22 protein-coding genes are annotated in these 22,687 nt (G+C 44.2%); 10 read left to right on the top strand and 12 right to left on the bottom strand.

Translation table 11 applies throughout. The features are described 5' to 3' along the window. Positions 1-192 precede the first annotated feature (192 nt). Entirely contained in the window at positions 193-2,886 is a 2,694-nt protein-coding gene (locus tag V7O63_RS11190) for an FAD-binding and (Fe-S)-binding domain-containing protein (RefSeq protein WP_340818639.1), read from the top strand. Between the two features lie 63 nt (positions 2,887-2,949). On the opposite strand, the gene V7O63_RS11185 is transcribed toward V7O63_RS11190, so the two are convergent. Next, a complete protein-coding gene (locus V7O63_RS11185; protein ID WP_340818638.1) occupies positions 2,950-3,606 on the bottom strand; it encodes a LysE family transporter in 657 nt (218 codons plus the stop codon). A 175-nt stretch (positions 3,607-3,781) separates the two neighbouring features. Between V7O63_RS11185 and V7O63_RS11180 the strand changes: the two genes are divergently transcribed. Then, positions 3,782-4,207 carry a peptidylprolyl isomerase gene (locus V7O63_RS11180; RefSeq protein ID WP_340818637.1) on the top strand — a complete coding sequence of 142 codons (426 nt, stop codon included), beginning with the start codon at positions 3,782-3,784 and terminating at the stop codon, positions 4,205-4,207. 408 nt (positions 4,208-4,615) lie between these two features. Then, on the top strand, positions 4,616-4,810 hold the full coding sequence (locus V7O63_RS11175; protein ID WP_340818635.1) for a hypothetical protein: 195 nt from the start codon (positions 4,616-4,618) through the stop codon (positions 4,808-4,810). Positions 4,811-4,816: 6 nt separating this feature from the next. Here the strand turns inward: V7O63_RS11175 and V7O63_RS11170 are convergent, their stop codons facing one another. Beyond that, a complete protein-coding gene (locus V7O63_RS11170) occupies positions 4,817-7,621 on the bottom strand; it encodes a DEAD/DEAH box helicase (RefSeq protein ID WP_340818634.1) in 2,805 nt (934 codons plus the stop codon). Between the two features lie 238 nt (positions 7,622-7,859). Between V7O63_RS11170 and V7O63_RS11165 the strand changes: the two genes are divergently transcribed. The 3 genes from V7O63_RS11165 to V7O63_RS11155 all read left to right on the top strand — a co-directional run bounded on the left by V7O63_RS11165 (position 7,860) and on the right by V7O63_RS11155 (position 9,420). Further along, the gene (locus tag V7O63_RS11165) at positions 7,860-8,402 is read left to right on the top strand and encodes an arginine decarboxylase, pyruvoyl-dependent (protein WP_340818633.1); all 543 of its coding nucleotides are present in this window, start codon (positions 7,860-7,862) and stop codon (positions 8,400-8,402) included. Positions 8,403-8,687: 285 nt separating this feature from the next. Continuing rightward, a complete protein-coding gene (locus V7O63_RS11160) occupies positions 8,688-8,963 on the top strand; it encodes a hypothetical protein (RefSeq protein WP_340818632.1) in 276 nt (91 codons plus the stop codon). A 229-nt stretch (positions 8,964-9,192) separates the two neighbouring features. After that, entirely contained in the window at positions 9,193-9,420 is a 228-nt protein-coding gene (locus V7O63_RS11155) for an ATP-binding cassette domain-containing protein (protein WP_340818630.1), read from the top strand. Here the strand turns inward: V7O63_RS11155 and V7O63_RS11150 are convergent. Continuing rightward, a complete protein-coding gene (locus tag V7O63_RS11150) occupies positions 9,354-9,854 on the bottom strand; it encodes a GNAT family N-acetyltransferase (protein WP_340818629.1) in 501 nt (166 codons plus the stop codon). The genes V7O63_RS11155 and V7O63_RS11150 overlap by 67 nt on opposite strands. 317 nt (positions 9,855-10,171) lie before the next feature. Between V7O63_RS11150 and V7O63_RS11145 the strand changes: the two genes are divergently transcribed. The 3 genes from V7O63_RS11145 to V7O63_RS11135 all read left to right on the top strand — a co-directional run bounded on the left by V7O63_RS11145 (position 10,172) and on the right by V7O63_RS11135 (position 12,079). Beyond that, positions 10,172-10,981, top strand: coding sequence for a DUF1638 domain-containing protein (locus V7O63_RS11145; RefSeq protein ID WP_340818627.1), 810 nt, complete (start codon positions 10,172-10,174; stop codon positions 10,979-10,981). Between the two features lie 218 nt (positions 10,982-11,199). After that, the gene (msrA, locus tag V7O63_RS11140; protein ID WP_340818625.1) at positions 11,200-11,712 is read left to right on the top strand and encodes a peptide-methionine (S)-S-oxide reductase MsrA; all 513 of its coding nucleotides are present in this window, start codon (positions 11,200-11,202) and stop codon (positions 11,710-11,712) included. A 130-nt stretch (positions 11,713-11,842) separates the two neighbouring features. Further along, positions 11,843-12,079 (top strand): cytochrome b5 domain-containing protein, encoded by a 237-nt coding sequence (locus V7O63_RS11135; protein ID WP_340818624.1) that lies wholly within the window; start codon positions 11,843-11,845, stop codon positions 12,077-12,079. 27 nt (positions 12,080-12,106) lie between these two features. On the opposite strand, the gene V7O63_RS11130 is transcribed toward V7O63_RS11135, so the two are convergent. Further along, entirely contained in the window at positions 12,107-15,040 is a 2,934-nt protein-coding gene (locus V7O63_RS11130) for a CHASE4 domain-containing protein (protein WP_340818622.1), read from the bottom strand. 207 nt (positions 15,041-15,247) lie between these two features. Between V7O63_RS11130 and V7O63_RS11125 the strand changes: the two genes are divergently transcribed. Next, on the top strand, positions 15,248-15,694 hold the full coding sequence (locus V7O63_RS11125) for an adenylyltransferase/cytidyltransferase family protein (RefSeq protein WP_340818620.1): 447 nt from the start codon (positions 15,248-15,250) through the stop codon (positions 15,692-15,694). Between the two features lie 71 nt (positions 15,695-15,765). Here the strand turns inward: V7O63_RS11125 and V7O63_RS11120 are convergent, their stop codons facing one another. The 8 genes from V7O63_RS11120 to V7O63_RS11085 all read right to left on the bottom strand — a co-directional run bounded on the left by V7O63_RS11120 (position 15,766) and on the right by V7O63_RS11085 (position 22,592). After that, the gene (locus V7O63_RS11120) at positions 15,766-16,908 is read right to left on the bottom strand and encodes a pyridoxal phosphate-dependent aminotransferase (RefSeq protein ID WP_340818617.1); all 1,143 of its coding nucleotides are present in this window, start codon (positions 16,906-16,908) and stop codon (positions 15,766-15,768) included. Positions 16,909-16,973: 65 nt separating this feature from the next. Beyond that, positions 16,974-17,378 carry a 6,7-dimethyl-8-ribityllumazine synthase gene (gene ribH / locus V7O63_RS11115; protein WP_340818615.1) on the bottom strand — a complete coding sequence of 135 codons (405 nt, stop codon included), beginning with the start codon at positions 17,376-17,378 and terminating at the stop codon, positions 16,974-16,976. A gap of 78 nt (positions 17,379-17,456) precedes the next feature. Further along, positions 17,457-17,921 (bottom strand): riboflavin synthase, encoded by a 465-nt coding sequence (gene ribC / locus V7O63_RS11110; protein ID WP_340818613.1) that lies wholly within the window; start codon positions 17,919-17,921, stop codon positions 17,457-17,459. A 50-nt stretch (positions 17,922-17,971) separates the two neighbouring features. Next, positions 17,972-19,123 carry an alanine--glyoxylate aminotransferase family protein gene (locus V7O63_RS11105; protein ID WP_340818612.1) on the bottom strand — a complete coding sequence of 384 codons (1,152 nt, stop codon included), beginning with the start codon at positions 19,121-19,123 and terminating at the stop codon, positions 17,972-17,974. A 203-nt stretch (positions 19,124-19,326) separates the two neighbouring features. Next, complete coding sequence (locus tag V7O63_RS11100; protein ID WP_340818610.1) at positions 19,327-19,884, bottom strand: CBS domain-containing protein; 558 nt, start codon at positions 19,882-19,884, stop codon at positions 19,327-19,329. A gap of 138 nt (positions 19,885-20,022) precedes the next feature. Continuing rightward, a complete protein-coding gene (locus V7O63_RS11095; RefSeq protein WP_340818609.1) occupies positions 20,023-20,490 on the bottom strand; it encodes a membrane-binding protein in 468 nt (155 codons plus the stop codon). A 169-nt stretch (positions 20,491-20,659) separates the two neighbouring features. Next, the gene (locus V7O63_RS11090) at positions 20,660-21,604 is read right to left on the bottom strand and encodes a calcium/sodium antiporter (protein WP_340818608.1); all 945 of its coding nucleotides are present in this window, start codon (positions 21,602-21,604) and stop codon (positions 20,660-20,662) included. Positions 21,605-22,034: 430 nt separating this feature from the next. Continuing rightward, a complete protein-coding gene (locus V7O63_RS11085; RefSeq protein WP_340818607.1) occupies positions 22,035-22,592 on the bottom strand; it encodes a VIT1/CCC1 transporter family protein in 558 nt (185 codons plus the stop codon). Positions 22,593-22,687: the final 95 nt, after the last annotated feature.

Below are 22,687 nucleotides of genomic sequence, written 5' to 3'. Positions count from 1 at the left end.
CCATTTCAAAGCCCTCACGATTTTTAACGCCTTTGTTTATTTTGATCCCTGTGATGTTTTTTCATGATTTTACGATACAGGAGAGGGTTAGTATATAAGTATTCAGTCTTAACATCTACTTGTTAACGGCGTTACATCACAGTTGCTCGCGATTGAAAATGTGTAGGATTCAGTACCATAGAGGCATCACCCATGACCAGTTATACAATCAATGAAGCTTTGAAAAGCAAGCTTGAAGAGATGTTTGAAGATCGCGTATCTTTCAGTGAACTTGAAAGGATCGTCTATTCCCATGATGTGGGAACCATTCCTGACTCTGTCAAAAAGACCATTTCCACAATGCCGGATGCAGTCGTTCAGCCTGTAAACTCCGAAGAGGTATCTTCCCTTGTCAGAATTGCAATTGAGAATAATATCCCTGTCATTCCACGAGGAGCAGCATCCAGTGGATTCGGGGGAGCAGTTCCCGTGGCAAATGGTATAGTCATCGATCTTGCGAGAATGAACAATATCATTTCCATTGATCCCGATGATCTCAGTGCAGAGGTAGAACCTGGTGTTGTCTGGTCGGAATTGGATGATAAGCTCAAAAGAAAGGGACTTGCATTGTGTCTGTACCCGAGCAGCGCACCCACATCTACGGTGGCCGGATGGGTCGCCCAGGGAGGCAGTGGCATCGGCAGTTATGAGTACGGCACTTTCCGGGACAACATCGTTTCGGTAGAAATGGTCGATCCCATGGGTGACCTGAAGGTAATGGAAGGAGATGATATTGACCTTGTTTATGCTCTTGAAGGTATCACCGGCATAATCACAAAGGTTACTATCAAAGTGAAAAAGTCCGAAGGGCTTACACCTGTTCTTGCGGCATTCACAGATGAAAAGGAATTGCAGGCAACACTTGATGAGATAAGGGGTTCAGGAATTGACCTGTGGTCTGTAAGCATCCAGACACCGGGCTATGTGGAACTGAGCCAGCAGGCAGCAAATGAAACAAAGATGCCACGGGGCAAATACATTGCACAGCTAGTTTATGGCCAGTCCCATGCTGAAGTTGCTTCCCTTATCGAAAATATTGTCAGCAGCAATAAAGGTGAGATCCTCCCTGAAGATGTTGCAGTTCACGAGTGGCACAACAGGTTCCGCACAATGAGGCTCAAGCGTCTTGGTCCTTCGCTGGTTGCAAGTGAACTTATCGTACCAACAGATTCACTGGGAGATTTCCTGAAGGCAGTTGACAGGAAATTCAAGGGTGAGTTCGTCTTTGAAGGCATAATGGAAACCCCTGACAGGCTCATCATGATGGGATTCATGCTGGCCGATGAAAGAAAGACCAATTATCCATTGAAATTCTCATCGTCGCTCATAGTTGCCGACATTGCGAAGAAGATGGGAGGAAGACTTACTGCCACAGGCATATTCTTCACTGATGAGTCAAAGGAGTTGCTGGGAGAGGCACTGTTCAACAGGGTAGTTGCTTTCAAGAAGGAGTTCGACCCCGCACATATAATGAACCCGGGAAAGATCCTGCCACCTTCGGTTGAGAAGAACTCCCCTATAAAACAACTTTCCATTGCCATGAAAGGTGCCAGCAAGGGTCGATCCTTAATGAGCTTTGCAGGGAAGATCATGGATGGGAAAGATGTGGAATACAAGTATGGTGACAAATTACCTGAGGAGATAGGGAAGGATGCATTCATCTGTGCGCAGTGCGGAGCCTGTAAGACCACCTGTACCGTGTATGACGCAGACCCATGGGAAAGCAGATCACCAAGGGGTAAATGGTACCTGCTCTCCGAATATCTGAAAGGTAATATCGAATTCGACGAGGAATTCGCATCCACAATGTTCCTGTGCGCTACCTGTAAGAAATGTGATCTTAAATGCCAGACAGACCTGTCAATAGCTCACAATTTCATAAATATGCGCAGCATCATGGGACAGAAGGATTTTGAGAACACAGGTCTTGGGATCATCAGGGAGAACGTACTCAAAGCAGGAAACTTCTGGGGACTGCCAGAAGAAGCGCTTGAGTGGAAGGCTGATGATATGAAGATGGTTGACACGGGAGCAATTGGATACTGGCCAGGCTGCTGGTCTTCTGCTGTTACAAAGAACATGCCTCAGAACATAGTAAGGATACTGAACAGGGCAGGTGTCGAACTGGTTAACCTCGGAGAACAGGACAATATATGCTGTGGTCTTTATCTTGCACTCGGAGGATACACCGAGGACTTCGTGAGCACTGTTGAGAAAAATATCAACCTGATCAATGAGAAGGGTGTAAAGACACTGCTATTCTCCTGCCCGGGATGCTTTGCCACCTTCACCGAACAATATGCTGCCGTTGCAGAGATGCTTGGTCTTGACTGGGATATTGAGACAAAGCACGTGGTTGTACTCCTTGATGAACTTATCAGGGATGGAAAGCTTGATCTCGGGAAGCCGGTTGATAAGAGGGTAACATACCACGATGCATGCCATGTATCAAGGTGGTTCGGTGCCTATGAGTATCCAAGGAACGTGATAAATGCCATTCCGGGTGTGTCTCTTGTGGAAATGGAACACAACAGGGAAGATGCTCTTTGTTGTGGAATCGTTACATCTTTCGATGACCTGCCTACGGTTGCTCATTGCGGAGAGAAACGTGTCTGTGAGGCAATGGACACAGGAGCAGATTACGTTATTACCAATTGTGCGGGTTGTGCATCACAACTCAATCTGACCACCAATATGATGGAAGCACCTGTTAAACAGAAGGATATAACGGATATACTGTGTGAATCCATGGGAATAGAGGTCACATATGATCCTACGGAAACGATCGGCCAGTTCATGAAGCAGGCGATAGAACTGCTTGGCACAAGTTGTGTTCGCCATAAATGAGGTGAATTGTTACAGGGAAAAGGCCTATAAGTCGGTCGTTTTCCTCCTTTTTGTTTTCTCTCCTCAGAAAAATGCAGAGACATTATCATAATTGGCAAGGAACCACAGGCCGAAAACAGCCATAAATGCTCCGCAGAAGTACAGTATCCTTTCGTGTGTCCGTGGTGAGAATAGCTCTTTTCCTCTTGAGAATGAAGATGAGACCGCTACAAGGAATCCAAGGTCTGCCAGCCAGTGTCCAAGGATAAACACGATAACTGCGGAGATACCTAACAGATATTCCTGAAGAATGATGGCACTGCCTGCGGTCAGCCACCATATTACAAGCGAAGGGTTCAAAGCAGAGGTCAGTATACCTGCAGATACAGGACCCGATGAGAGTTCCTGTTTTCCGGAAGATGCAGAGATATCCATTGTGGAAACCTTTTTTGCACTACTGATGAGAACCAATGCGAATAGTAGCATCATAGCTCCTCCTATGATTGATATGTATGACATCAACCTGTCTCCCAGAAAAGCTGTGGCACCGGCAAGGATAAGCAGGAAGATAACCGTTTCTACGAGTGCATGTCCAATGAATACCCATGGTCCTGTCCTCCATCCGTTCTTCATGGAGATACCAATGGTCGCGAACATCATGGGGCCGGGAATAATGGCGGCAGATATGCCTACTGTGATTCCCAGAACAAGAGCTTGTAACAGGTCTATAATGTCTATCACCTGGTTAATGATTAAAATATACAATAATGGCTATATATTTAACAGGTTTGCTGTACAGTCTGTTGGAGCCTCAGCATTCTGATTTTATAGTGTTACCAAAACACCTAAGTAATGTCCCTACCTCCATTGAGCTAAAATGAGTGAGAGCTTGTTTTGTATAAACCGAGTTGATATTTTGCCAATAGAAGATGGAGATACCATTACGATCGATTATACCGGCACACTTGATGACGGTACTGTTTTTGATAGTTCTGAGAAACATGACGAACCTCTTGTGTTCACAGTAGGTGCAGGTCAGGTCATCCCTGGTTTTGACGAAGCTGTAAAGGGTATGGAAGTGGGGGAAGAGAAGACATTCAGGATAGAGGCTGCTGATGCTTATGGTGAAGTGAACCCCGATATGACACAGACCGTTCCAAGGTCAATGCTCCAGTCTGATTGTGAGATATCTGCAGGAATGGTGATCATGGTAGGCACGGCAGATGGCCAGCAGATGCCGGCAAGGATCGCTGAGGTCACAGACGAGACTATAGTCCTTGATATGAACCATCCACTTGCAGGCAAGGCTCTGACATTCAGCATCAAGATCGTTGAAGCATAAGCAGTTATTTGAACTCATCCTGAGTTCAAACTCTTTTTTAATTACTTTCAGGAAATCGATATATACTATACAGTTTTATTTGTATTGTTGATGCATGGTCCTTTATCGGGATCACAATTATTCATTTTACTTGAATCGCATTTATTCTACTATCCAGGGTGTGAGAATGTCCGTAATAGATGTCTTTGCAATATTCTATGTGGCTGCCCAGGTAATTGAACGGATCACTGATTCTATAATAAAATCCTTCGGGCGTATGATGATACCAAGGCTGACATCGAGGTAACTTCTTTTCAAATAGAGAAGATAAAAGCAAAGCTGGATAGTGACATCGGGAAAGAAGAAGAGAAAAGACTATACGATGAACTCCATACCCTGCTGAAATACAAAAATCAAAGGGATAATCGTATGGTCCTTGGTGTATTCGTTATGACTTCGTTCCTGGGACTGCCTCTGGCATTTCTGCTGCAGCTACGATTCCTGGAAATGCTTGGTGTAACAGTCCTTCCGGTAATAGACTCGATTGTAACAGGTTTCCTGATATCCGGTGGAACAAAACCACTACATGACCTGATAAAATATATCGAGAAGGCCAAAGGTTGAAACACATCATTGCCGGACCTTTTCAAATGACCTCTTCCTTAGTTCCTGCAGTTTAGTATCATCCGGCTTTTCTTTCAAAGCCTCATCGAACATCTCTACAGCGCCAATATAGTCGCCAAGCCTGTGAAGTGCAATACCTTTGTGCTTCCAGACCACACTTTTTCCATAGCCCCTACTTATAAGTTTGTTAAAGCAGGTCAGTGCCATCTGGTTCTGACCAAGATGGAGGCATGTTATTCCTTTGTTCATAAGGGCTGTGGCATTATGTGGCTGGATCTGGAGTGCAGCCTCAAAACACTCATAGGCAAGTTCCCTGTTCTTTTCCTTTCCTGCTTTGACACCTTCCTGTATCCATTCAGAGACCGTTTTACGGTCACGCTGCCTGAGTTTTCTTCTTGCCCTGTTAAGTGCAGCATTATGATCGAATGGCCTGTCCTCAGGCTTCCTTTGTACAGGTCCAGCGGTCTCTTTCCAGCCTGGCCTTTCAGTTTTCCTGACAACTTTCCTCTTCTGAGGAATATATGCAGGCTTATCGAGCATCTTACGGAGTATTATTATCGCTGCATCCTTGTCAAGAGGACTGTTGTTGTTACCACATTTCGGTGACTGGATGCATGAAGGACAACCATCGAAGCACGGGCAGCTCTCAATGGACCGCAGGGTCACCTCAAGCATCTCCGTAATCTTCTCATAACCACTTTCAGCATACCCGACACCTCCTGGATGTCCGTCATATACGAATATGCCGGTGTTATGGGAAAGGTCAGCATGCTCTGGTGTGGAAACACCTCCGACATCGTTCCTGTCAGCAAGCAGATGGAGTGGATACATTGCTATCATAGCATGCTCGATGGCATGTATACCGCCTGCAAGGTCGCGGTCATATTCATTTACAAGTTCTGTGAATTCGAAGGGTAGTTCAAGCCACAGGGCTTCCGTCTCAAGTCTGAACTCAGGCATGTCCAGAGGCACCTGTCCGAGTTCCGTTTCCGTTCGCTGCTGGAACTTCCTGTAGCCTGTCACCTGCTGGGTAACATCGACATCACCGAAACCTACCTTCACATCGGGATATGTTTCAAGGGTCTTTGTTTCTACAACTTCTCTCACAACGATGTCCGATGATACCTGCGACCTTGTATAGTATCCATCCTGTGCCTTCTCAACATGTATCTCTTTCTTCTCATGGTCAAGTCTTGTGACACAGTAAGGAGTGCCTTTGTTGATGTACACCGCACCTTCGAAGGCTTCCCTGTATGCACGCAGTCTTTCAATATCCTTTTCCAGAGGTTTTCTGGTAGTCCTGTCGATAATCGTGTAATTATCATTATCGATGCTGCGTATGGACAAGCTCATGTGAGGGTTCGGGTCAAGTGAACGCTTCTCATTAGCTCCTTCAAGCAGATCCTCTTCCTCAAGTACCTTTACGATGGTATCGAACTCAGGACCGAAATATTCACTGTCCTCTGATCTCAAGGGAAGTTCCTTTGCAGCACATAATAAATGACCTGCCTGAATGTAGCGGTTCGAGACATTGACCACAGCCTCCTCACAATCCCGCCTGAAGAAGTCCTGTGGATTTCTCATGTAATACTGGTCAAGCGCATTGGAGTCAGCTACAAGTGCAACTATACTTTCCCTGCTTCCACGGCCCGCTCTTCCTGCCTGTTGTCTGGCACTCATGATGGTCCCCGGGAAACCGTCCATGATACAGGCATCAAGTCCACCGATATCAATTCCAAGCTCCAGGGCATTGGTGGATATCACACCATCTATGTTACCCTGTGCAAGCTCTTTTTCTATGGCCTCACGTTCATTCCCGTGGTATCCTCCTCTGTAAGGGCTGATCCTTTCCTCGCCTCCCCTTTCTGCAAGTGTGTTCTTTGCCTGGACGTACATCCTCTCGACCTTCTGTCTTGAACGTGCAAAGGCTATCGTCTGGAGATCATTCTGGACAAAGGTTGTGAAAAGGTCGACAGTCTCTCCAAAACTTGCTTTTCTCCGGGTGAAATTACTTGATCTTGAATATAGGGGAGGGTTCCAGAACATGAACTTCTGCGGACCCTGGCCTGAACTGTCGTTATCTATCAGGTTGAGTTCCTTTCCGGTAAGGGCAGAACTGTGAGCTACCGGATTACCGATGGTTGCAGTGCAGCATATGTACTGTGGGTCTGATCCATAGTGTTTGCAGATACGGTTCAGTCTTCTCAGGAGATTTCCCATGTGGCTTCCCATTACCCCGCTGTATGTGTGGCTCTCGTCCAGGACAATGAAATTCAGATTGGAAAGGAAATACTTCCATTGGTGTTTCCATTGCAGGAAGCTTAAATGAAGCATTTCGGGATTGGTGAAGATGATCTTTGTGTTACCATATTTGACCGCATCCTTCTCGGACTTCGTCATGGAACCCACAAAACGGTCGATGTTCACATTCAAACCCATTGTATGACTGAGATTCCTGAAGGTGTCAAGCTGGTCATTCACAAGGGCGTTCAGGGGTGATATGTAAAGCGCGGTAGCATGTGGTTCTTCAAGAAGGCGTTCGAATATGGGGAGCATGTAGCACATTGATTTACCGCTGGCGGTACTGGTCGAAAGTACTATGTTCTTCCTTCGTCTTGCCAGCTCAACAGCTTCAGCCTGATGAACATAGAGCTTATCGATGCCATTCTCACTCATTGCATATCTGATAAGTGGATTGATCTCGACATCCCTGTACTCTGCTTCTCTGGCCGGTACGTCCTCTATGTGAGATATCTGTCCTTCATATCTTCTTGATGATCTGATCATTTCGATAAGCTGAGAAATATCCATTTTTGGCTGGCTCCGGTGGCTATTAGGTTTCTTATCCTTTAAAGCTTATAGTCCAATAGCTGGAATATTTATAGTTCCACTGTTCTTGATGCCGAATTGCCGGGTGCACAACTTTATTATAATAAGATGCAATTTCCTGTGTTGCCTTTCATTCTCATATCATCTGACCTTACGTGAAGTATGGAAAACGATATGTTCATGGAGTCCAGTATGAATAGTAACTGAAGTGATGATACAAATGGTTCCCAAGAAATGTTTTTTAACTAAAGGTGTTGGTGTGCATAAAGATAGATTAGCGTCTTTTGAATTGGCACTGCGTGATGCGATGATCGAGAAATACAATCTTGTCAAAGTTTCCAGCATACTTCCACCGAACTGTAAACTCGTATCCAGGGAAGAGGGAATAAAGGATCTGCCAGCAGGTGAGATAGTACATTGTGTCCTTGCACGTAATGAGACCAATGAGCCCCAGAGGCTGGTTGCAGCAGCCGTCGGGACTGCGGTTCCGGTCAATGAGGACAATTATGGGTATATTTCAGAGCATCATTCCTTTGGAGAGGATGAACTCATTGCAGGCGAGTACGCAGAGGACATAGCAGCAACCATGCTTGCAACAACCCTGGGGATAGAGTTCGATTCCGATAGTGCATGGCATGAAAGGGAACAGATGTACAAGGCAAGCGGACATATCATAAATACGACCCATTATTGCCAGACTGCGTATGGAGATAAGGATGGCAAGTGGACAACTGTTACAGCAGCAATGGTCTTTATTGAGTGAAAAGGAAGGTTAGTTCTTTTTCCTATATCTTTTTCATAATACCCACATTCCAGTTTTAGTGGGTGCGAGCAATTTTCAGATCTGTATTTTGTTCCATTATTTTTCTTTATTTTCTGTCATATTTTCAGGAATATTCTATTTTTCTGGTCGCTATAATGCTGTTATTTTTAAATATGGCACCAAGCACCGTTATTAATAGAAAAACTTAAGTAATTCCTTGTGTATCAATAGGCATCTATAGTATTCTATAGACTATATAGCAATGTAGTGATTGGAGATCTAATAATGAAGAAATTCTTAAGTTTACTTATGGTTTTCCTGATGGTCGGACTCGTAGCCGTATCAGGATGTGCAGACACAGCTGAAGAACCAGTTGCAGAAGAAGAACACGCAGAAGAAGTAGCAGAAGAAGCAACCGAAGAAGCAACCGAAGAGGATGCTGCTGAAGAAGAAGTTGCTGAAGAAGAAGTAGCTGAAGAAGAAGTTGCTGAAGAAGAAGTAGCTGAAGAAGAAGTTGCTGAAGAAGCAGCAGCTGAAGAAGCAGCAGCTGAAGAGCACTAAGTTTTTTTGTCAACTATGATCCCATTATCTTCTGAAGATTTTGGGAATCATGGTTATCCATTATAATGCTTTAAGATCATTTTGATCAACTTTTCTTAAGTCCTGTTGACTTAACAATTGCATCTTGATGTTGTGTAATTTCTTAATTTTAGTCGTTATTTTGATATAATGAACGTAGCTCTGGCGCCGATTAGAGTATGTGTATTGAGTTGAGGCCAATGACAGGGCTATGAGTTTGCTTCAAAAGGTTGGCCTTGAAGAGAAAGCAGATATCCTGCCAGACGCACTCTCAGGAGGCCAGCAACAGAGAGTCGCTATTGCAAGAGAGCTTGCTATGCAACCGAAAGTAATGCTCTTTGACGAACCCACTTCCGCACTTGATCCGGAAATTTATTTTATTCCGGCAAGTTCTTCAATGCCTTTCTCATCCAACCGGTATAAGAGCCACTCTTTCTGATGCTCCCCTCCAAACCTCTCATAGAACTTCCTTGCAGGGTTCCAGTCCAGTACGCTCCATTCTATCCTGCCGCAGTTACGTTCCTGTGCGATCTGTCCACAGCGTACCATGAGTGCCTTTCCCACACCAAGGCCACGGAACTCAGGTTGAACGAATATATCTTCGATGTACAGTCCGGGTTTACCGGCAAATGAAGAGAAGTTATGGAAGAAGATGATAAAGCCTGCAGGTTTCCTGTTGACCTCGGCTATTATGGCCTCTGCATATATTCTTTCACCGAAGAGTGCTTCACGGAGCGAGTCCTCCGTTGAAATGACATGGTCACTCAGGTCTTCAAAATCAGCCAGTGAACGTACAAAGTCCATTATAAGGGGGATGTCCTGTTCATTCGTGTGCCTTACAGATATCTCGTTCTTATCTGGTACGTTTTCCATGCTCTTGCCTCTTATAATTGTAACTGAGTTCTTTATGTTCACATCGTCAGTTGATCATTCTATTAGATCCTTACTATTTCTATCAATACTTTAAACTTGTTCAGGCGTCAGATGAATGGGAATACATATTACAAAGATAGTGGCCATAAGTCTTGCTATTTTCATACTGGTCACTTTAGTTGTTACTCATGCATTACAGGAAACCATATATTTCTCGCTGTTCCCGGGAATTCCTTCAGGGATATTTGTTTCTGCATTGACCTTTTTATATCTGTACAGGCAAAAGGGTCAATAACTAGTAGTGAAAACATACCAGCATGCCATTACTTACAATTCTGTCATGCAAGGTTCTTCAGGATGAGATCGTACATATCCTTGAGAATGATCCTTCGGTTGATGAGATACTTGTTGTTGGTAATGGAGAGGAAGATGAGTTCGTTTCCAAACTTAAGGCAGTTGGTCTGGAATATCGTTCATTGTCACCTGCAACACTTCGGTCCGATACGCATGCATACAGGAACGATGCCGGAAAATACACTGTAATGGTGTATATAGTGGAACTTGCGTTGCACGAATTCCCTAAGATCCTTAAGGAAGAGGTCTACAAGATAATAGATGAACTGAGCAGATGCTCCAGTGGTATCCTTCTCTTCTATGGGCTCTGTGGGAATGTGTTCGACAAGCTGGATATCGATTTCTCACATCTTGAGGAGACCTGTCCTGTCAGGATACTAAGGGATGATTCAAGGGTAGTTGATGATTGCGTGGGTGCCACCCTCGGAGGCTGTGGAGAATATCTTGCTACTCTTAAGAAGTTCAGTGAACATGGTACTTTCCTTTTCACTCCTATGTATGCCCATGCCTGGAGGGAGATCATGAAAGTGGATCCTGTAAAACCCGAGAAGACCATAAAGATGCTTAAGAAGGTCAATGAGATGACCGGATATAAGCGGGTTGCCAAGATCCGTACAGGTCTGACCTATACGGATGATTTCGATGAGAAAGTGGATGAGTTCGCAGAGATATTCGGTTTCGAGATACTTGAGATCGAAGGTGGGCAGGACCTTTTTGAAAAATGCTATGCGGATTTCAAGAGAGATGTGATCGGCTGCAAGCAGGCTGTTTAAGACCTGCCGGACGATATAGTTTTTCAGGGCTATTTTTTTGCTATATATTATCTCGCTTTACACTAGAGAAAGATTTATACTTCATGCTATCTGACATTTAAATGGGGAGATTATGACATCGTTTGGACGATGTAAGACTGAAACTCCTATTTTACTGCTTTTCGGACTCATCGTAGAGTTCGAAATAAATAGTATTGATCTATTCGATCGGTGATCACATGGCATCTAAGGAAGAATTACTTGAGAAAGGCGATGAGATAGCGACATTTGCAGCAGGCTGCTTCTGGGGAGTGGAAGCTGCTTTCAGAAAAGTCAGGGGTGTGGAATTCACCCAGGTAGGTTATACCGGTGGGACAAAGGATGATCCGACATACAAGGAAGTCTGTACGGGGAAAACCGGACATGCAGAAGCAGTTGAGATCGTCTTCGATCCTTCTGTGGTTCCGTATAGTAAACTAATGGAACTCTTCTGGGAGATACATGATCCAACGACCCTTGATCGGCAAGGACCGGATATTGGAACACAGTATCGTTCTGCTATCTTTTATCACGATCCTGAACAGGAACGTACGGCAATTGATTCGAAGATGGATCTGGAAGGGTCAGGCAAACATAAGGGAGCTATAGTTACAGAGATAGTACCTGCCGGACCATTCTATCGTGCAGAGGAATATCATCAGCAGTATTTTGAGAAAAGGGGAACCGAAGGTGGTTGCTTTATACGATATTGATGAGGTAAGTTATTCAGGTTTTGCATGCAACAGTAGTGTTTAGGGTGAAGTTATCAACTGATTACTGAACCGGTGGTGCCAGCACCCAAAAACCTTTAAGCTTAAAATTAAATGTATGAGTGGTGAAGATATGCAGGAATTCACAATGGATGAAGTTGCGAAGTACAATGGCAGGGATGAAGATAAGGTATATGTTGTCTATGCAGGAAAGGTCTATGATGTGACAGATAGCGATTTCTGGGATGATGGGGAACATATGGGATTACATGAAGCAGGTACTGACCTGACAGAATCCCTCGATATGGAAGCACCGCATGAGGTCGATGCTCTGGAAAACTATCCTGTGGTCGGTACTATCAAGAAATAGGTCTAAACACTTATTATTTTCAGGATCCTATTGATGCAGCGGTATCTCAAATATGAATGATGAACCTTTATCAGGTTCACTTTCAACACGTATACTTCCTCCGTGCATCTCAACATACTTTTTAACGATCGCAAGACCAAGGCCTGATCCTTCATAGTTTCTATTGAGTGCTGAATCCACCTGTCTGAAAGGCTGGAACAGATCGATAAGGTCATCAGGATGGATACCTATTCCTGAATCCTTTACGTCTACCTCTACATTGTTCAATGTTCTTCTTACGAATATCCGGATGCTTCCGTTGTCCAGTGTGAACTTGATCGCATTGCCTGCCAGGTTGTAGAGTATCTGTTTGATCTTCAGGCGGTCCGCTTCTATTATGTCGATATCATCGTCAACAGTATATTCAAATGATATGTCCTTCTTTGATGCGAGTGGCATAAGTGTTCTCTTCACTTCATCCATTACATCTTGAATGCTGAATTCTTCGATATCAAGTTCTCCCTTTCCGGCTTCTATCTTGGACAGGTCAAGGATGTCGTTTATAACTTCCAGCAGGTGTTTGCCACTGTTGGATATATTCGAGAGATATTTCTGTTGTTTATCACTGGAAGTGTTTGTCCCGTTGTGTAGTAACATGTCTGAAAAACCAATTATGGAATTCAGAGGTGTACGGAGTTCGTGGCTCATATTGGTCAGGAACTCACTCTTTGCCCTGTTTGAGGCTTCAGCAGCGAGTTTTGCATCTATCAGTGCTTCCTCAACTTTTTTCCTGTCGGATATGTCATAGAAGCTCTCTATAAGGTATTCCTTTCCTTTCAATTTCACGGTTACTACCGATTTAACAACAGGTATCTCTTTTCCATCCTTATCCAAAAGAATTCTTTCAGAATGGTCAACGGTCTGATTCAGGTCAATGATGGGACAATGGCCCTCTTCTGCAAGACAGACAAATCGATGGCAGATGTTTCCAACTATCTTTTCTTTAGGAAGTCCTATCATCTCGGCAGCTACTGGATTTACATCTACTATCGTCTTGCTCTTACTGTCAATGAGCATTATTCCAGTATTGATGTTGTTTATGATAGTAAGTAACCTTTCCAGAAGTTCATGTTCCATATCATCGAGACGTTTTCTTTCAGTCACATCACGAACGATGGAAACTGCACTCCATGAACCGTCCGAGAGCTGCATGGAAGACAGGGAAAGCTCAATAGGAAACTCTGTACCATCCTTCTTTTTTCCTTCAAGATCAATGGTCTTACCCAGGACCGGACCTGTACCTGTTTCTGTGAATTTTCGGAAACCTGTCTTGTATAGATCAAGATACTTCTCAGGTGATATGAACTCATGTATCCTTTCTCCCTTCACTTCTTCTTCAGAGTATCCGAACATGCTTGTTGCAGCATTGTTCCAGAAAGTGGTTCTGCCTTCATCATTGATCATTATTATGGCATCATTGGCATATGTGGCGATCTTCGAGAATTTCTCCTCACTGAGCTTTAATCTCTCTTCTGCCTTTTTCCTTTTATCGATCTCATCTCTGAGTTCATTCTCATGCGATAAGATATCTGTGATATCATTATGAACATATAGTCTTCCGTGTATCTCGTTATTGACTATCAGTGGTAATGAAATGGTTTCGATGGTCCTTCCATCTCTCAACTCTGCAACAGAATTTTTCACATCCAATGTATATCTTCTTTCATCTTTCCTGTCAGCTATCTCTTCCGGATCCCTGGCCTTTTGAATTATGTAACTTAATAATTCCTGGGCATCATTTCCGAAATCCATTTCCGGTGGTATTTCAAACATTTTCCTGTATGCAGGATTCATGAAAATGATCTTTTGTTCCTTTGTAACTGCTACAAGTCCATAGCTAATTGATTCAATGGTTGACTGGAATATAGAACCTGTTCTTTGTAATGAATCCAGCATTGAATTGATGCTGTCTGCAAGATCTGTAAGTTCATCTTCTCCATTAATGTCAAGGCGGGACTTTATATCCGCTTTCAGATCAATATCCCTTATCCCATTACGCAGGGATGTTATTCGTGAAAGAAGGTCTTTTTTCAATATTAACAACAATAGGAGGGCAAATGTCAGTGATATGAAGAGTGTCAGATAGAATGTAGTGGATATGGTTGCAAGCCCTTGTTTATAGATCGTTCTTGGCAGCTCTGTCCTTGAAATGAGTGAAGTTTCTCCGTAGATATCTTCAATTATAAAATAAGCTGAAATGGTATTTCCATTATTACTGATCAGAGTTACATGATTTTCTTTTAGTGCCTGTTCTTTTATCGATCCAAAATCCGAGGGCAGGCCGGGGTCGTTGATGTAATGGATATCAATTGGAAGTAATGTCTGCTCCTCTATTGATTCTACGAACGATCTGTCAATAAATCGTCCCATGATCAGGGTACCTGCAATAGGTCCTTCATAGTTACTCTGTATTATTGGTCTTGATACAACTATTGTCGGGAGGTCAGCGAGCACAACAATTCCTGAAGATGAGGATGAAACAGAAGTCTGCTCTAACATTATGTTATTCCCATCGAACTCCTCAAGAAGACTGACAGGAAGTGGTATTTCTTCTTCTTCAGTGAGGTCACATGCTCTGCCGTAAACAAGGTTCCCATCATTGTCATAGAACAGTATGAAATTCACATCAAGGATGAGCAGAGTTTCAATAGAATCCAGATTTGAATATATATATTCAGAATTTCCGTTCTGGACAAATTCATATGTATCATCCCATGCAGCCCAGTCATAAGTGCTCTTGTCGACGTGGTCTATTTCATTGCTGAATGCACGCTGTACTCTGAGGCTATTGTCTTCCAGAACTTCATTCTCTATCTGCTGGGTGTGGGTCATGAAGACATAATGTGTAACTGATGCGGTGAGAAGGAACAGGAACATAAATACTATTCCGAGGGTTACTACCGTTTTGTTGTATATTTTCATGCAGTCACCATAACCTTCAATAGACAGCTAATCCAGGCTCAAGAAATTGTTTTTATAGTAAGTTGACCAATGATATAATATTAGTTCATTATCTATATATCTCCTTATATAAAAACTGTGCAGATTTCACCCAAAAAACCTGATTAGATGTGTTGTTTTTGAAATATGTGATATGTAGCTATCTTTATAACAGATGCTGTTTATAGGGTGCGATACACAGGTGATGTTTTGGTAAGAGTACTAGCAACAGGGACATTCGATCTGCTTCATCCGGGACATATACTCTATCTTAGCGAAGCTAAGAAGATGGGTGATGAACTATATGTGATAGTTGCCAGGCAGTCTATGATAAGACATAAACCAGAACCTATCATTCCCGATGAACAAAGGCTTGAGATGGTAAGCTCCCTGAAAGTGGTGGACAAAGCACTTCTTGGTAGTGAATCTGATATCTTTGAGCCGATCATGGAGATCAGGCCTGACATCATCGCACTTGGTTACGATCAGGGTTTTGATATCGACAGGCTCCAGAATGATCTGCATGACAGGGGCTTCGATTGCAAGGTCGTAAGGGTCGGCCAGTCACTGACATGTCCTCTCTGCAGTAGCGGGAAGATCATCAAAAAGGTGCTTGAGCGCTATCAACAAGAATAATTAAGAATGCTTTTTTCGATCAAACGCGATCATATTAAAAATAGTAAGTAAAGATAATTGAAAAAGGAATATCAGACAAGTGCTGTCTTTATCCTTTCCAATCCTTCCTGTATCCTTTCAATTGATGTAGCATAGGATATCCTGATGAAGTTCCTGCCACTTTCTCCGAAAGCAGATCCTGGGGTCACTGCAACATGTGCATCCATGAGGAGCTTCTCTGAGACGGTATTGCCATCCCCGTATTCGCTGACATCGGCAAATGCATAGAAGGCACCACCAGGTTTCTGACACTTTATATCTATATCGTTCAGTCCGTCAACCAGAAGGTCACGTCTCATCCTGAACCTGTCCACCATCTCTGTAACGGGTTCCTGTGGTCCTTCAAGAGCTGCGATACCACCGTACTGGACAAAACTTGTTGCGCTGCTGACCGAGTGGGACTGTATCTTCAACATGCCTTTGATGATATCCGGTCTTGCATGGACATATCCAAGTCTCCATCCGGTCATTGCATATGCTTTTGAAAAACCGTTGACCGTTATGGTCCTGTCCTGCATCCCGTCAAAGGAACCTATACTGACATGCTTCTGGTCATAGATTATCTTCTCGTATATCTCGTCAGAGAGTACAAGGATATCATTATCGATGGCTATGTCGGCTATATTCTTAAGTGTCTGTTTGTCATAGACAGCACCTGTGGGATTTCCGGGACTGTTGACCACAATGAGCTTTGTCTTATCGGTGATGTATTCTTCAATATTCTCTGGTTTGAATCCATCTTCCGGGTCAGTAGGGACCCATGTTGTGTTGGCACCTGCAAATTTGATGGCAGGGTCGTATGATACCCATGCAGGGTCGAAAAGGACCGCTTCATCATTGTCGTCAAGTACTGACATCATTATCTCGAAAATAGCCTGCTTTGCCCCCGGTGTGACAACTATATCAGAAGCTTTAGCTTCCAGTTTGTTCTCTGTACAGAGTTTTTCAGCAATAGCATTTTTAAGCTCGGGAATTCCAGCACCAGGTGCGTAGTGTGTCTCTCCCCTGTACATCGCATCTGCTGCTGCATCACAAATATGCTTAGGAGTATCGAAATCAGGTTCACCCAGAGTGAAACTGATCACATCAATGCCTTCCTGTCTCATTTTGTTGGCAACATTTGCAGCTTTCATCGTTGCTGACTCTTCCACCCTTGTTAACCTTGATGATGCCATGCAATTAACACAACCATTTTTTAGTTTTGCTCTTTAAGATACTGTTCTTTTGATCAGTTATCGGTCTACAGGCGCTGTACAAGCTTGACAGCCGCCTCGACAGCACGCTTTGCGTAATCCACGCGCTGATGTGCTTCCATCCTGGTCATACCTGGTCCTGCGATACCCAGTGTCACAGGTTTGTTGTATTCAAGTGAAAGGTCCGTGATCTTCCTGGCAGCATGCTGCACGACTATCTCGTCATGCTGCGTTGCACCTTCGATAACGATTCCGACGGTAATCACTGCGTCGATGTCGTCGCGTTCGCAGAGCTTCTTGATAGCCAGTGGCATATCATATACTCCGGGTACCAGGATCTTCTCCACTACCTCTGCTCCAAGGAACTTTGCATGTTCCTCACCGAGCAGTTCCATCTGGTAGGTAAGGTCCCTGTTGAATTCAGCTATTACAAATCCCAATTTTATGGTCATAATGATCACTTAAGAGTTTAGATTATTTTAATTGATCCAGATCGATCATTGGATCATCTGTTCTCTTCATTTATAAGATTATATCCTCGCAGGTCCGACATCCTCGAATCCCTGTCTCTGACCGGTTCCTGCTTCCTTTATCATCTTCTCAGGTCTGGCAAGCATCTTGACCACATTGAGTGCATGTTCCCTTGATCTCTGGTCCATGAGGAAGACAAGTTCGTTCTCGTCCTTTGCCTCATCCTCGTGAACAAAGACCTCTATGATGTGGGTGTTGGTCATAAGCTGCGCCTGGATTATCCCTGTGGATGCCTCATGTGCACAGATCTTATCCTGCTCCTTGCTGCCTGGCATGCCAAGAGCCATGACTATGTCGCAACCTTCCTCATCTATGAGCTTCTTGGCTGCCACAGGAAGGTCCTTGATGCCGGGAACCGTCCTGCGGATGATCTTCGCAGACATGTTCTGCTTGATCTCATCGATAGCCGCCTTTCCCATATTGAAGCGTGCGAATGTTGTGTCAACGACCCCTATTGTAGCCATGGTCAACCTGTACTGGATATGTTATGTTATCGGATATTAGGTGATACTAATTAAAGGAGGGTATCCAGCACTTCGCTGGCTGCCTCGATCCCTGCTCCTATCTCGGATACTACTCCTCTTTTCTTCAGGACAACTTCAAGTTCCTGTATTGTCAGCATGATATCCTTTGGCTGGACGTTACCCATGCTTCCTATCCTGAAGATCTTACCGCTAAGATGTGACTGGCCACCGGCAATGGTGATACCTTTTGCCATCAGGTCCTTCTTGATGTCATTGCCTGTAACTCCCTCCGGAGCCTTCATAGCTGTGACAGTGTTGGAATAGTAGCTGTGATCATCGTGGAGCTGTGGGAACATCTCAAGACCCATTGCTGCTGCTGCTGCACGGATCGCCTTTGCACCAGTTGCATGGCGGTTGATCCTTGCTTCCATGCCTTCTTCCTTTACGATGTGAAGGGCTTCCTGAAGACCAAAGAACAATGGTACTGCAGGGGTGTATGGTGTCTGTGATTTGTCACCGCTCTTCTTGTATGCCTTAAGGTCGAGATAATATGGAAGTGCATCCTTTTCATCCATTGCTGCAAGGGCACGTTCACTTACAGAGATCATTGAAAGTCCTGGTGGTGCTGCAAGACACTTCTGTGAGCCTACCACTGCGATATCGACTCCCCATTCGTCTGTCTTTACTGTGTCCCCGCCAAGGGTTGTCACACCGTCCATGATAAAGAGTGCATCATGCTTCTTTGCAAGTTTGCCGATCTCTTCTGCAGGGTTCTGGATACCTACTGAGGTCTCGTTGTGTACAAGGGTGATCGCCTTTGCACCTTCTTCGAGCTTCTTCTCTACTTCACTGAGGTCGAAGGAGTGTCCCCATTCGATGGCAAGTGGGTTCACCTTTCCGTATCTTGCTGCGATATCCTTGAATCTCTCACCGAACTTACCGTTCTCAAGGGCTACAACAACGTCGTCCTTACCTACTGTGCATCCCACAGCAGCTTCCATTGCAGCGGTTCCTGATCCGCTCAAGATGAAAATGTCGTTCTTTGTCTGGAATACGTCTGCCAGTATCTCACAGCAGTCATCGTACATTGCTGAGAACTCTGCGCCCCTGTGGTTGATCATGGGTTTTGACATTGCCCTGAGTACGCGAGGTGCCACCGGAACAGGTCCTGGCATCATAAGAAGTGTATCTTCAAGATTCATACTGATCTCCTGATAATTATTAGTGTAATATATTGTAACTTATTGTAGGTGAAATTGCTGGGATTGGTTATTGATGTTGAATTTGTATTTGATGCAAATTATGCGTGCGATTCAAATTTATGCAGTCCCGTCGCTCTGAACAGGCGACTTTGCCACATATGCAACCTTATTATTTAACTTTAGCCGGACACTTTCCTGAAACCCTATTCGCTAAGCAGTTTCAATATGTCGTATTTTGTCACAACACCGGTTACCTGACCTTTTTCCAGCACCAGAACCGCAGGGTTCTTCTCAAGCATGTAAGATGCTGTCTTTACATCTGTGCCGGGGCTAAGGGTCGGGAATGAATCACCCATGATATCACCGACCATCATGTGGGATACCACAGAGGTCTTTTTGTCTGCCATGGACCTGACTATCATCTCCTCTGATATACTGCCGACAGAGATCCCTTCCTGAATAACGGGTATCTGTGAGATGTTGTTGTCTTCCATGATATGTACTGCTCTGTCGATGCTCTCATCAGGTGATACTGATATAATTTCCCGGTGCATTATATCCTTGAGATAGATATCTTCCTTCTCTATATCATTGAACACATCGATTATCTTCTTCAGTGTAGACAGTCTTGGATCTACATCCCCTGCTTCTATTCTGGCTATCAGGGGCTGGCTGACACCTGCTCTTTTTGCAAGGTCGCTCTGTGTAAGACCCAGATCATTCCTTTTTTGCTTCAGTTCATCTGGTGATGGAAGTTGCATGGCTATTACTGATAGTAATTATCATATTTAAAAGCAGCTATTTAGACGTCAGGCCCCCGATACAGAGGACGGATTGCCGGACAGATAATGGAACTATTGAGAAAAAGAGAAAAAAGTAAAGTGGAAATCGAAATGCCCTCATTCATCCTGAGGTATGTCCATTTCAATTGTTTCCCCATCTTCACCTGTGATCGTCATCTTACCGTTCATGGCCTTCATCTCGGAGACGATATTCCCATCCTCATCATAGGCGATGAACATGAATGCACCATCCTCTTCTTCATCGGACCAGTAATAATCCACTCTGGCTACGTTGTCCTCTCCTATGACATTGGCTTCATAGACGGCATGGCACATCTCGATGCCTTCGATCTCTTCCCTGCCAACGATCTCCATGGTCATTATTTCGCCGGTGCTCGGATTACTTGCGGTCCATGAGGAACCTACAGGACATTCCTCGTCCCCGACATCACCTTCTGTATAGGTGACCTCATATTCTTCCCCATCCTCGCTTTCTATGGTGGTGGTGGTTTCCTTATCGCTACAGCCTGATACTGCCAGTGACAATACAAGCAACATTATGAATACTACTATTTTTCTGTTCATAGAACACCCCTGTTAAAAGAGTTAGAAAGTTATCCTGATTTAAATGTATTGTTTCACTTCTCAAAATATTTCGGGCGAAGTCTCAGGAAATGCATATGAGGGGACGATAAAATGGATGCAGTGGTAATACACTTCTCATGCTCATTAGATCGGTATAGGGTACTGTAGGTCAATTGAAAATTGTGAACAGACCGACCACATATCCGAGATAGACAGCAAGGATAACTCCACCTTCCCATCTCTCCAGTTTCCTTCCTGTTATTCCGAAGATGAGGAGGAGCACCATCAATACGATCATCAGCGGGAAATCATATACAAGGGACTGATTGAGAATTGTCAGTGGTCTTATCTGTGAGGAAGCACCGAGAATGAGTGCTATATCCATTGTATTTGCACCAAGTATATTGCCTATGGAAATATCCTGATGTCCTTTCAATGTGGCTGAGACCGCTGTGATAAGTTCCGGTAGTGATGTTCCAAGTGCAACGAGTGTCAGGGCTATTATCATCTCAGGAATGCCGAGCCATTCTGCAATGGTTATACCTGCATCAACAAGAATGCGGCTTCCCACAACAACAAGCAATGCACCCACGATGAAAAGAGCTATATCTTTTTTCAACTGGACGAGGGGTACCTTCTCCCTGAGTTCGTCCTTTCCGTCAAAGACCGCACGCTGGAGGCGGAAGTTATAATACATGAATCCCAGGAACACCGTCAACAACAGTATTCCGTCAAATGGTGAGACAACACCGTCATATGCCACAACTATCAGAAGCAGGGCGGAACCAAGCATGAACCCTCCTTTACGTGTGAAGCCATGAAGTTCCACAGGGATCGCTTTGATCAGGATGACGGTTCCAAGGACAAGGCCGATGTTGCATATTGCCGAACCCACTGCATTACCCACTGTCATCTCAACATGGTCAAGATATGCTGCCATGGCAGACACAGTGAATTCCGGTGCCGTGGTTGCAAAACTGACTATCGTAGCTCCTATGATGATCTTTGGGATACCGCTTTTCTCTGAGATGTTAACTGCTGATTCCACGAACCAGTCGGCACCCTTTGTTATCATGACAAGACTTACGATCAGTAATGCGAACGTCAAAAGCATGAGGGACCTATACATTCACATGGCATTTAAAAGTAAGTGAAGATTGAAGGCGACCACTGATCATGAATAACTAAAACATCCCGAAGGGTCCGGCGAAGCCGGCACAATCCGAAAAAGTGCAAGAGATGTTCTGTAGCTTAAATTTTGTTCCTGCACACAAACGAGTTTTTCTACAGAGCTGATAGTTGACCATAATAAAAAATTTATATCTGCCAGCAGGAAAATTGCTCATGATAAACATTCCATAATGTTTACTATTCCCACAGCATCATGTTGTTTCCATGAATTGCAACTTTGAACCCGACAATTTTAAACAACTGCATTATCTCAAAAATATTCAGGATTGCAGTAAAGGACCGTGCCGCCTGTGACGGGTGGTTGCATTGTTCTTTGTTCCTATAATATGTTGCAGGTGGAGTTGAATAAACCCTCACTCCAGACCCAGCATTGTAACTGCAACCACTATCATAATTCCAAGTCCCACCATACGAACCGAGTGTTTTATCATGCTTTGCTTTGCCAGTTTTCCTGAATATATTCCAAGTATCGAAAGGACAACTATGCTCAGAACGATGGCCACCTCAAGCATATATTCATCGAGAAGCATGAAAGGGAGTATCGGTACAAGGGAGCCGCAGAAGCTGGCGCCGCCGTGGAAGAAAGAATCGTTCCATATCTTCTTTTTAGCTTCCTGTTCCAGTCTTGTGCTGTTGAGGCTGCGCAGGAGAGGTTTTTCCATTTCTGCAAGCCTGCCGTACTCTACTGCACTTTCGGCCAGATATGAGCCTATGCCGTTGGTGAGTGCAAGTGCTACCGCGCCACCAAGTGCTGCATTGATAACAATGGTAGGGTCATCGGATACGTGGGAAGTGCCTATCACCACACCCAGAACTGCCAGTATACCATCGATGCTGCCAAGTATTATATAACGACCGTGTTCTGTTTTCAGTTTAAAGCGTCTTTTTTTGAGAGATCCTGTATTGTTCATGATCACCTTCTGTGGTCTTGAAATAAGACTCAGGTTAAAGATACACACAAAGCTTTTTTTCTTTTTCGGATATTTCAAGTACTCAGGCAAGGTTA

Origin of the sequence: Methanolobus sp. WCC4, assembly GCF_038022665.1 — an archaeon.
Taxonomy (GTDB): Archaea; Halobacteriota; Methanosarcinia; order Methanosarcinales; family Methanosarcinaceae; genus Methanolobus.
The sequence above is the reverse complement of the archived record's forward strand: the minus strand, read 5'-3'. Positions and strand labels throughout refer to the sequence as shown.

Excerpts from the sequence above, each read along its gene's own strand:
- V7O63_RS11190 (WP_340818639.1), top strand. The coding sequence starts at position 193 with ATGACCAGTTATACAATCAATGAAGCTTTGAAAAGCAAGCTTGAAGAG.
- V7O63_RS11175 (WP_340818635.1), top strand. The coding sequence starts at position 4,616 with ATGGTCCTTGGTGTATTCGTTATGACTTCGTTCCTGGGACTGCCTCTG.
- V7O63_RS11170 (WP_340818634.1), bottom strand. The coding sequence starts at position 7,621 with ATGGATATTTCTCAGCTTATCGAAATGATCAGATCATCAAGAAGATAT.
- V7O63_RS11165 (WP_340818633.1), top strand. The coding sequence starts at position 7,860 with ATGGTTCCCAAGAAATGTTTTTTAACTAAAGGTGTTGGTGTGCATAAA.
- V7O63_RS11160 (WP_340818632.1), top strand. The coding sequence starts at position 8,688 with ATGAAGAAATTCTTAAGTTTACTTATGGTTTTCCTGATGGTCGGACTC.
- V7O63_RS11155 (WP_340818630.1), top strand. The coding sequence starts at position 9,193 with ATGAGTTTGCTTCAAAAGGTTGGCCTTGAAGAGAAAGCAGATATCCTG.
- V7O63_RS11150 (WP_340818629.1), bottom strand. The coding sequence starts at position 9,854 with ATGGAAAACGTACCAGATAAGAACGAGATATCTGTAAGGCACACGAAT.
- V7O63_RS11145 (WP_340818627.1), top strand. The coding sequence starts at position 10,172 with ATGCCATTACTTACAATTCTGTCATGCAAGGTTCTTCAGGATGAGATC.
- msrA (WP_340818625.1), top strand. The coding sequence starts at position 11,200 with ATGGCATCTAAGGAAGAATTACTTGAGAAAGGCGATGAGATAGCGACA.
- V7O63_RS11135 (WP_340818624.1), top strand. The coding sequence starts at position 11,843 with ATGCAGGAATTCACAATGGATGAAGTTGCGAAGTACAATGGCAGGGAT.
- V7O63_RS11130 (WP_340818622.1), bottom strand. The coding sequence starts at position 15,040 with ATGAAAATATACAACAAAACGGTAGTAACCCTCGGAATAGTATTTATG.
- V7O63_RS11120 (WP_340818617.1), bottom strand. The coding sequence starts at position 16,908 with ATGGCATCATCAAGGTTAACAAGGGTGGAAGAGTCAGCAACGATGAAA.
- ribH (WP_340818615.1), bottom strand. The coding sequence starts at position 17,378 with ATGACCATAAAATTGGGATTTGTAATAGCTGAATTCAACAGGGACCTT.
- ribC (WP_340818613.1), bottom strand. The coding sequence starts at position 17,921 with ATGGCTACAATAGGGGTCGTTGACACAACATTCGCACGCTTCAATATG.
- V7O63_RS11105 (WP_340818612.1), bottom strand. The coding sequence starts at position 19,123 with ATGAATCTTGAAGATACACTTCTTATGATGCCAGGACCTGTTCCGGTG.
- V7O63_RS11100 (WP_340818610.1), bottom strand. The coding sequence starts at position 19,884 with ATGCAACTTCCATCACCAGATGAACTGAAGCAAAAAAGGAATGATCTG.
- V7O63_RS11095 (WP_340818609.1), bottom strand. The coding sequence starts at position 20,490 with ATGAACAGAAAAATAGTAGTATTCATAATGTTGCTTGTATTGTCACTG.
- V7O63_RS11090 (WP_340818608.1), bottom strand. The coding sequence starts at position 21,604 with ATGCTTTTGACGTTCGCATTACTGATCGTAAGTCTTGTCATGATAACA.
- V7O63_RS11085 (WP_340818607.1), bottom strand. The coding sequence starts at position 22,592 with ATGAACAATACAGGATCTCTCAAAAAAAGACGCTTTAAACTGAAAACA.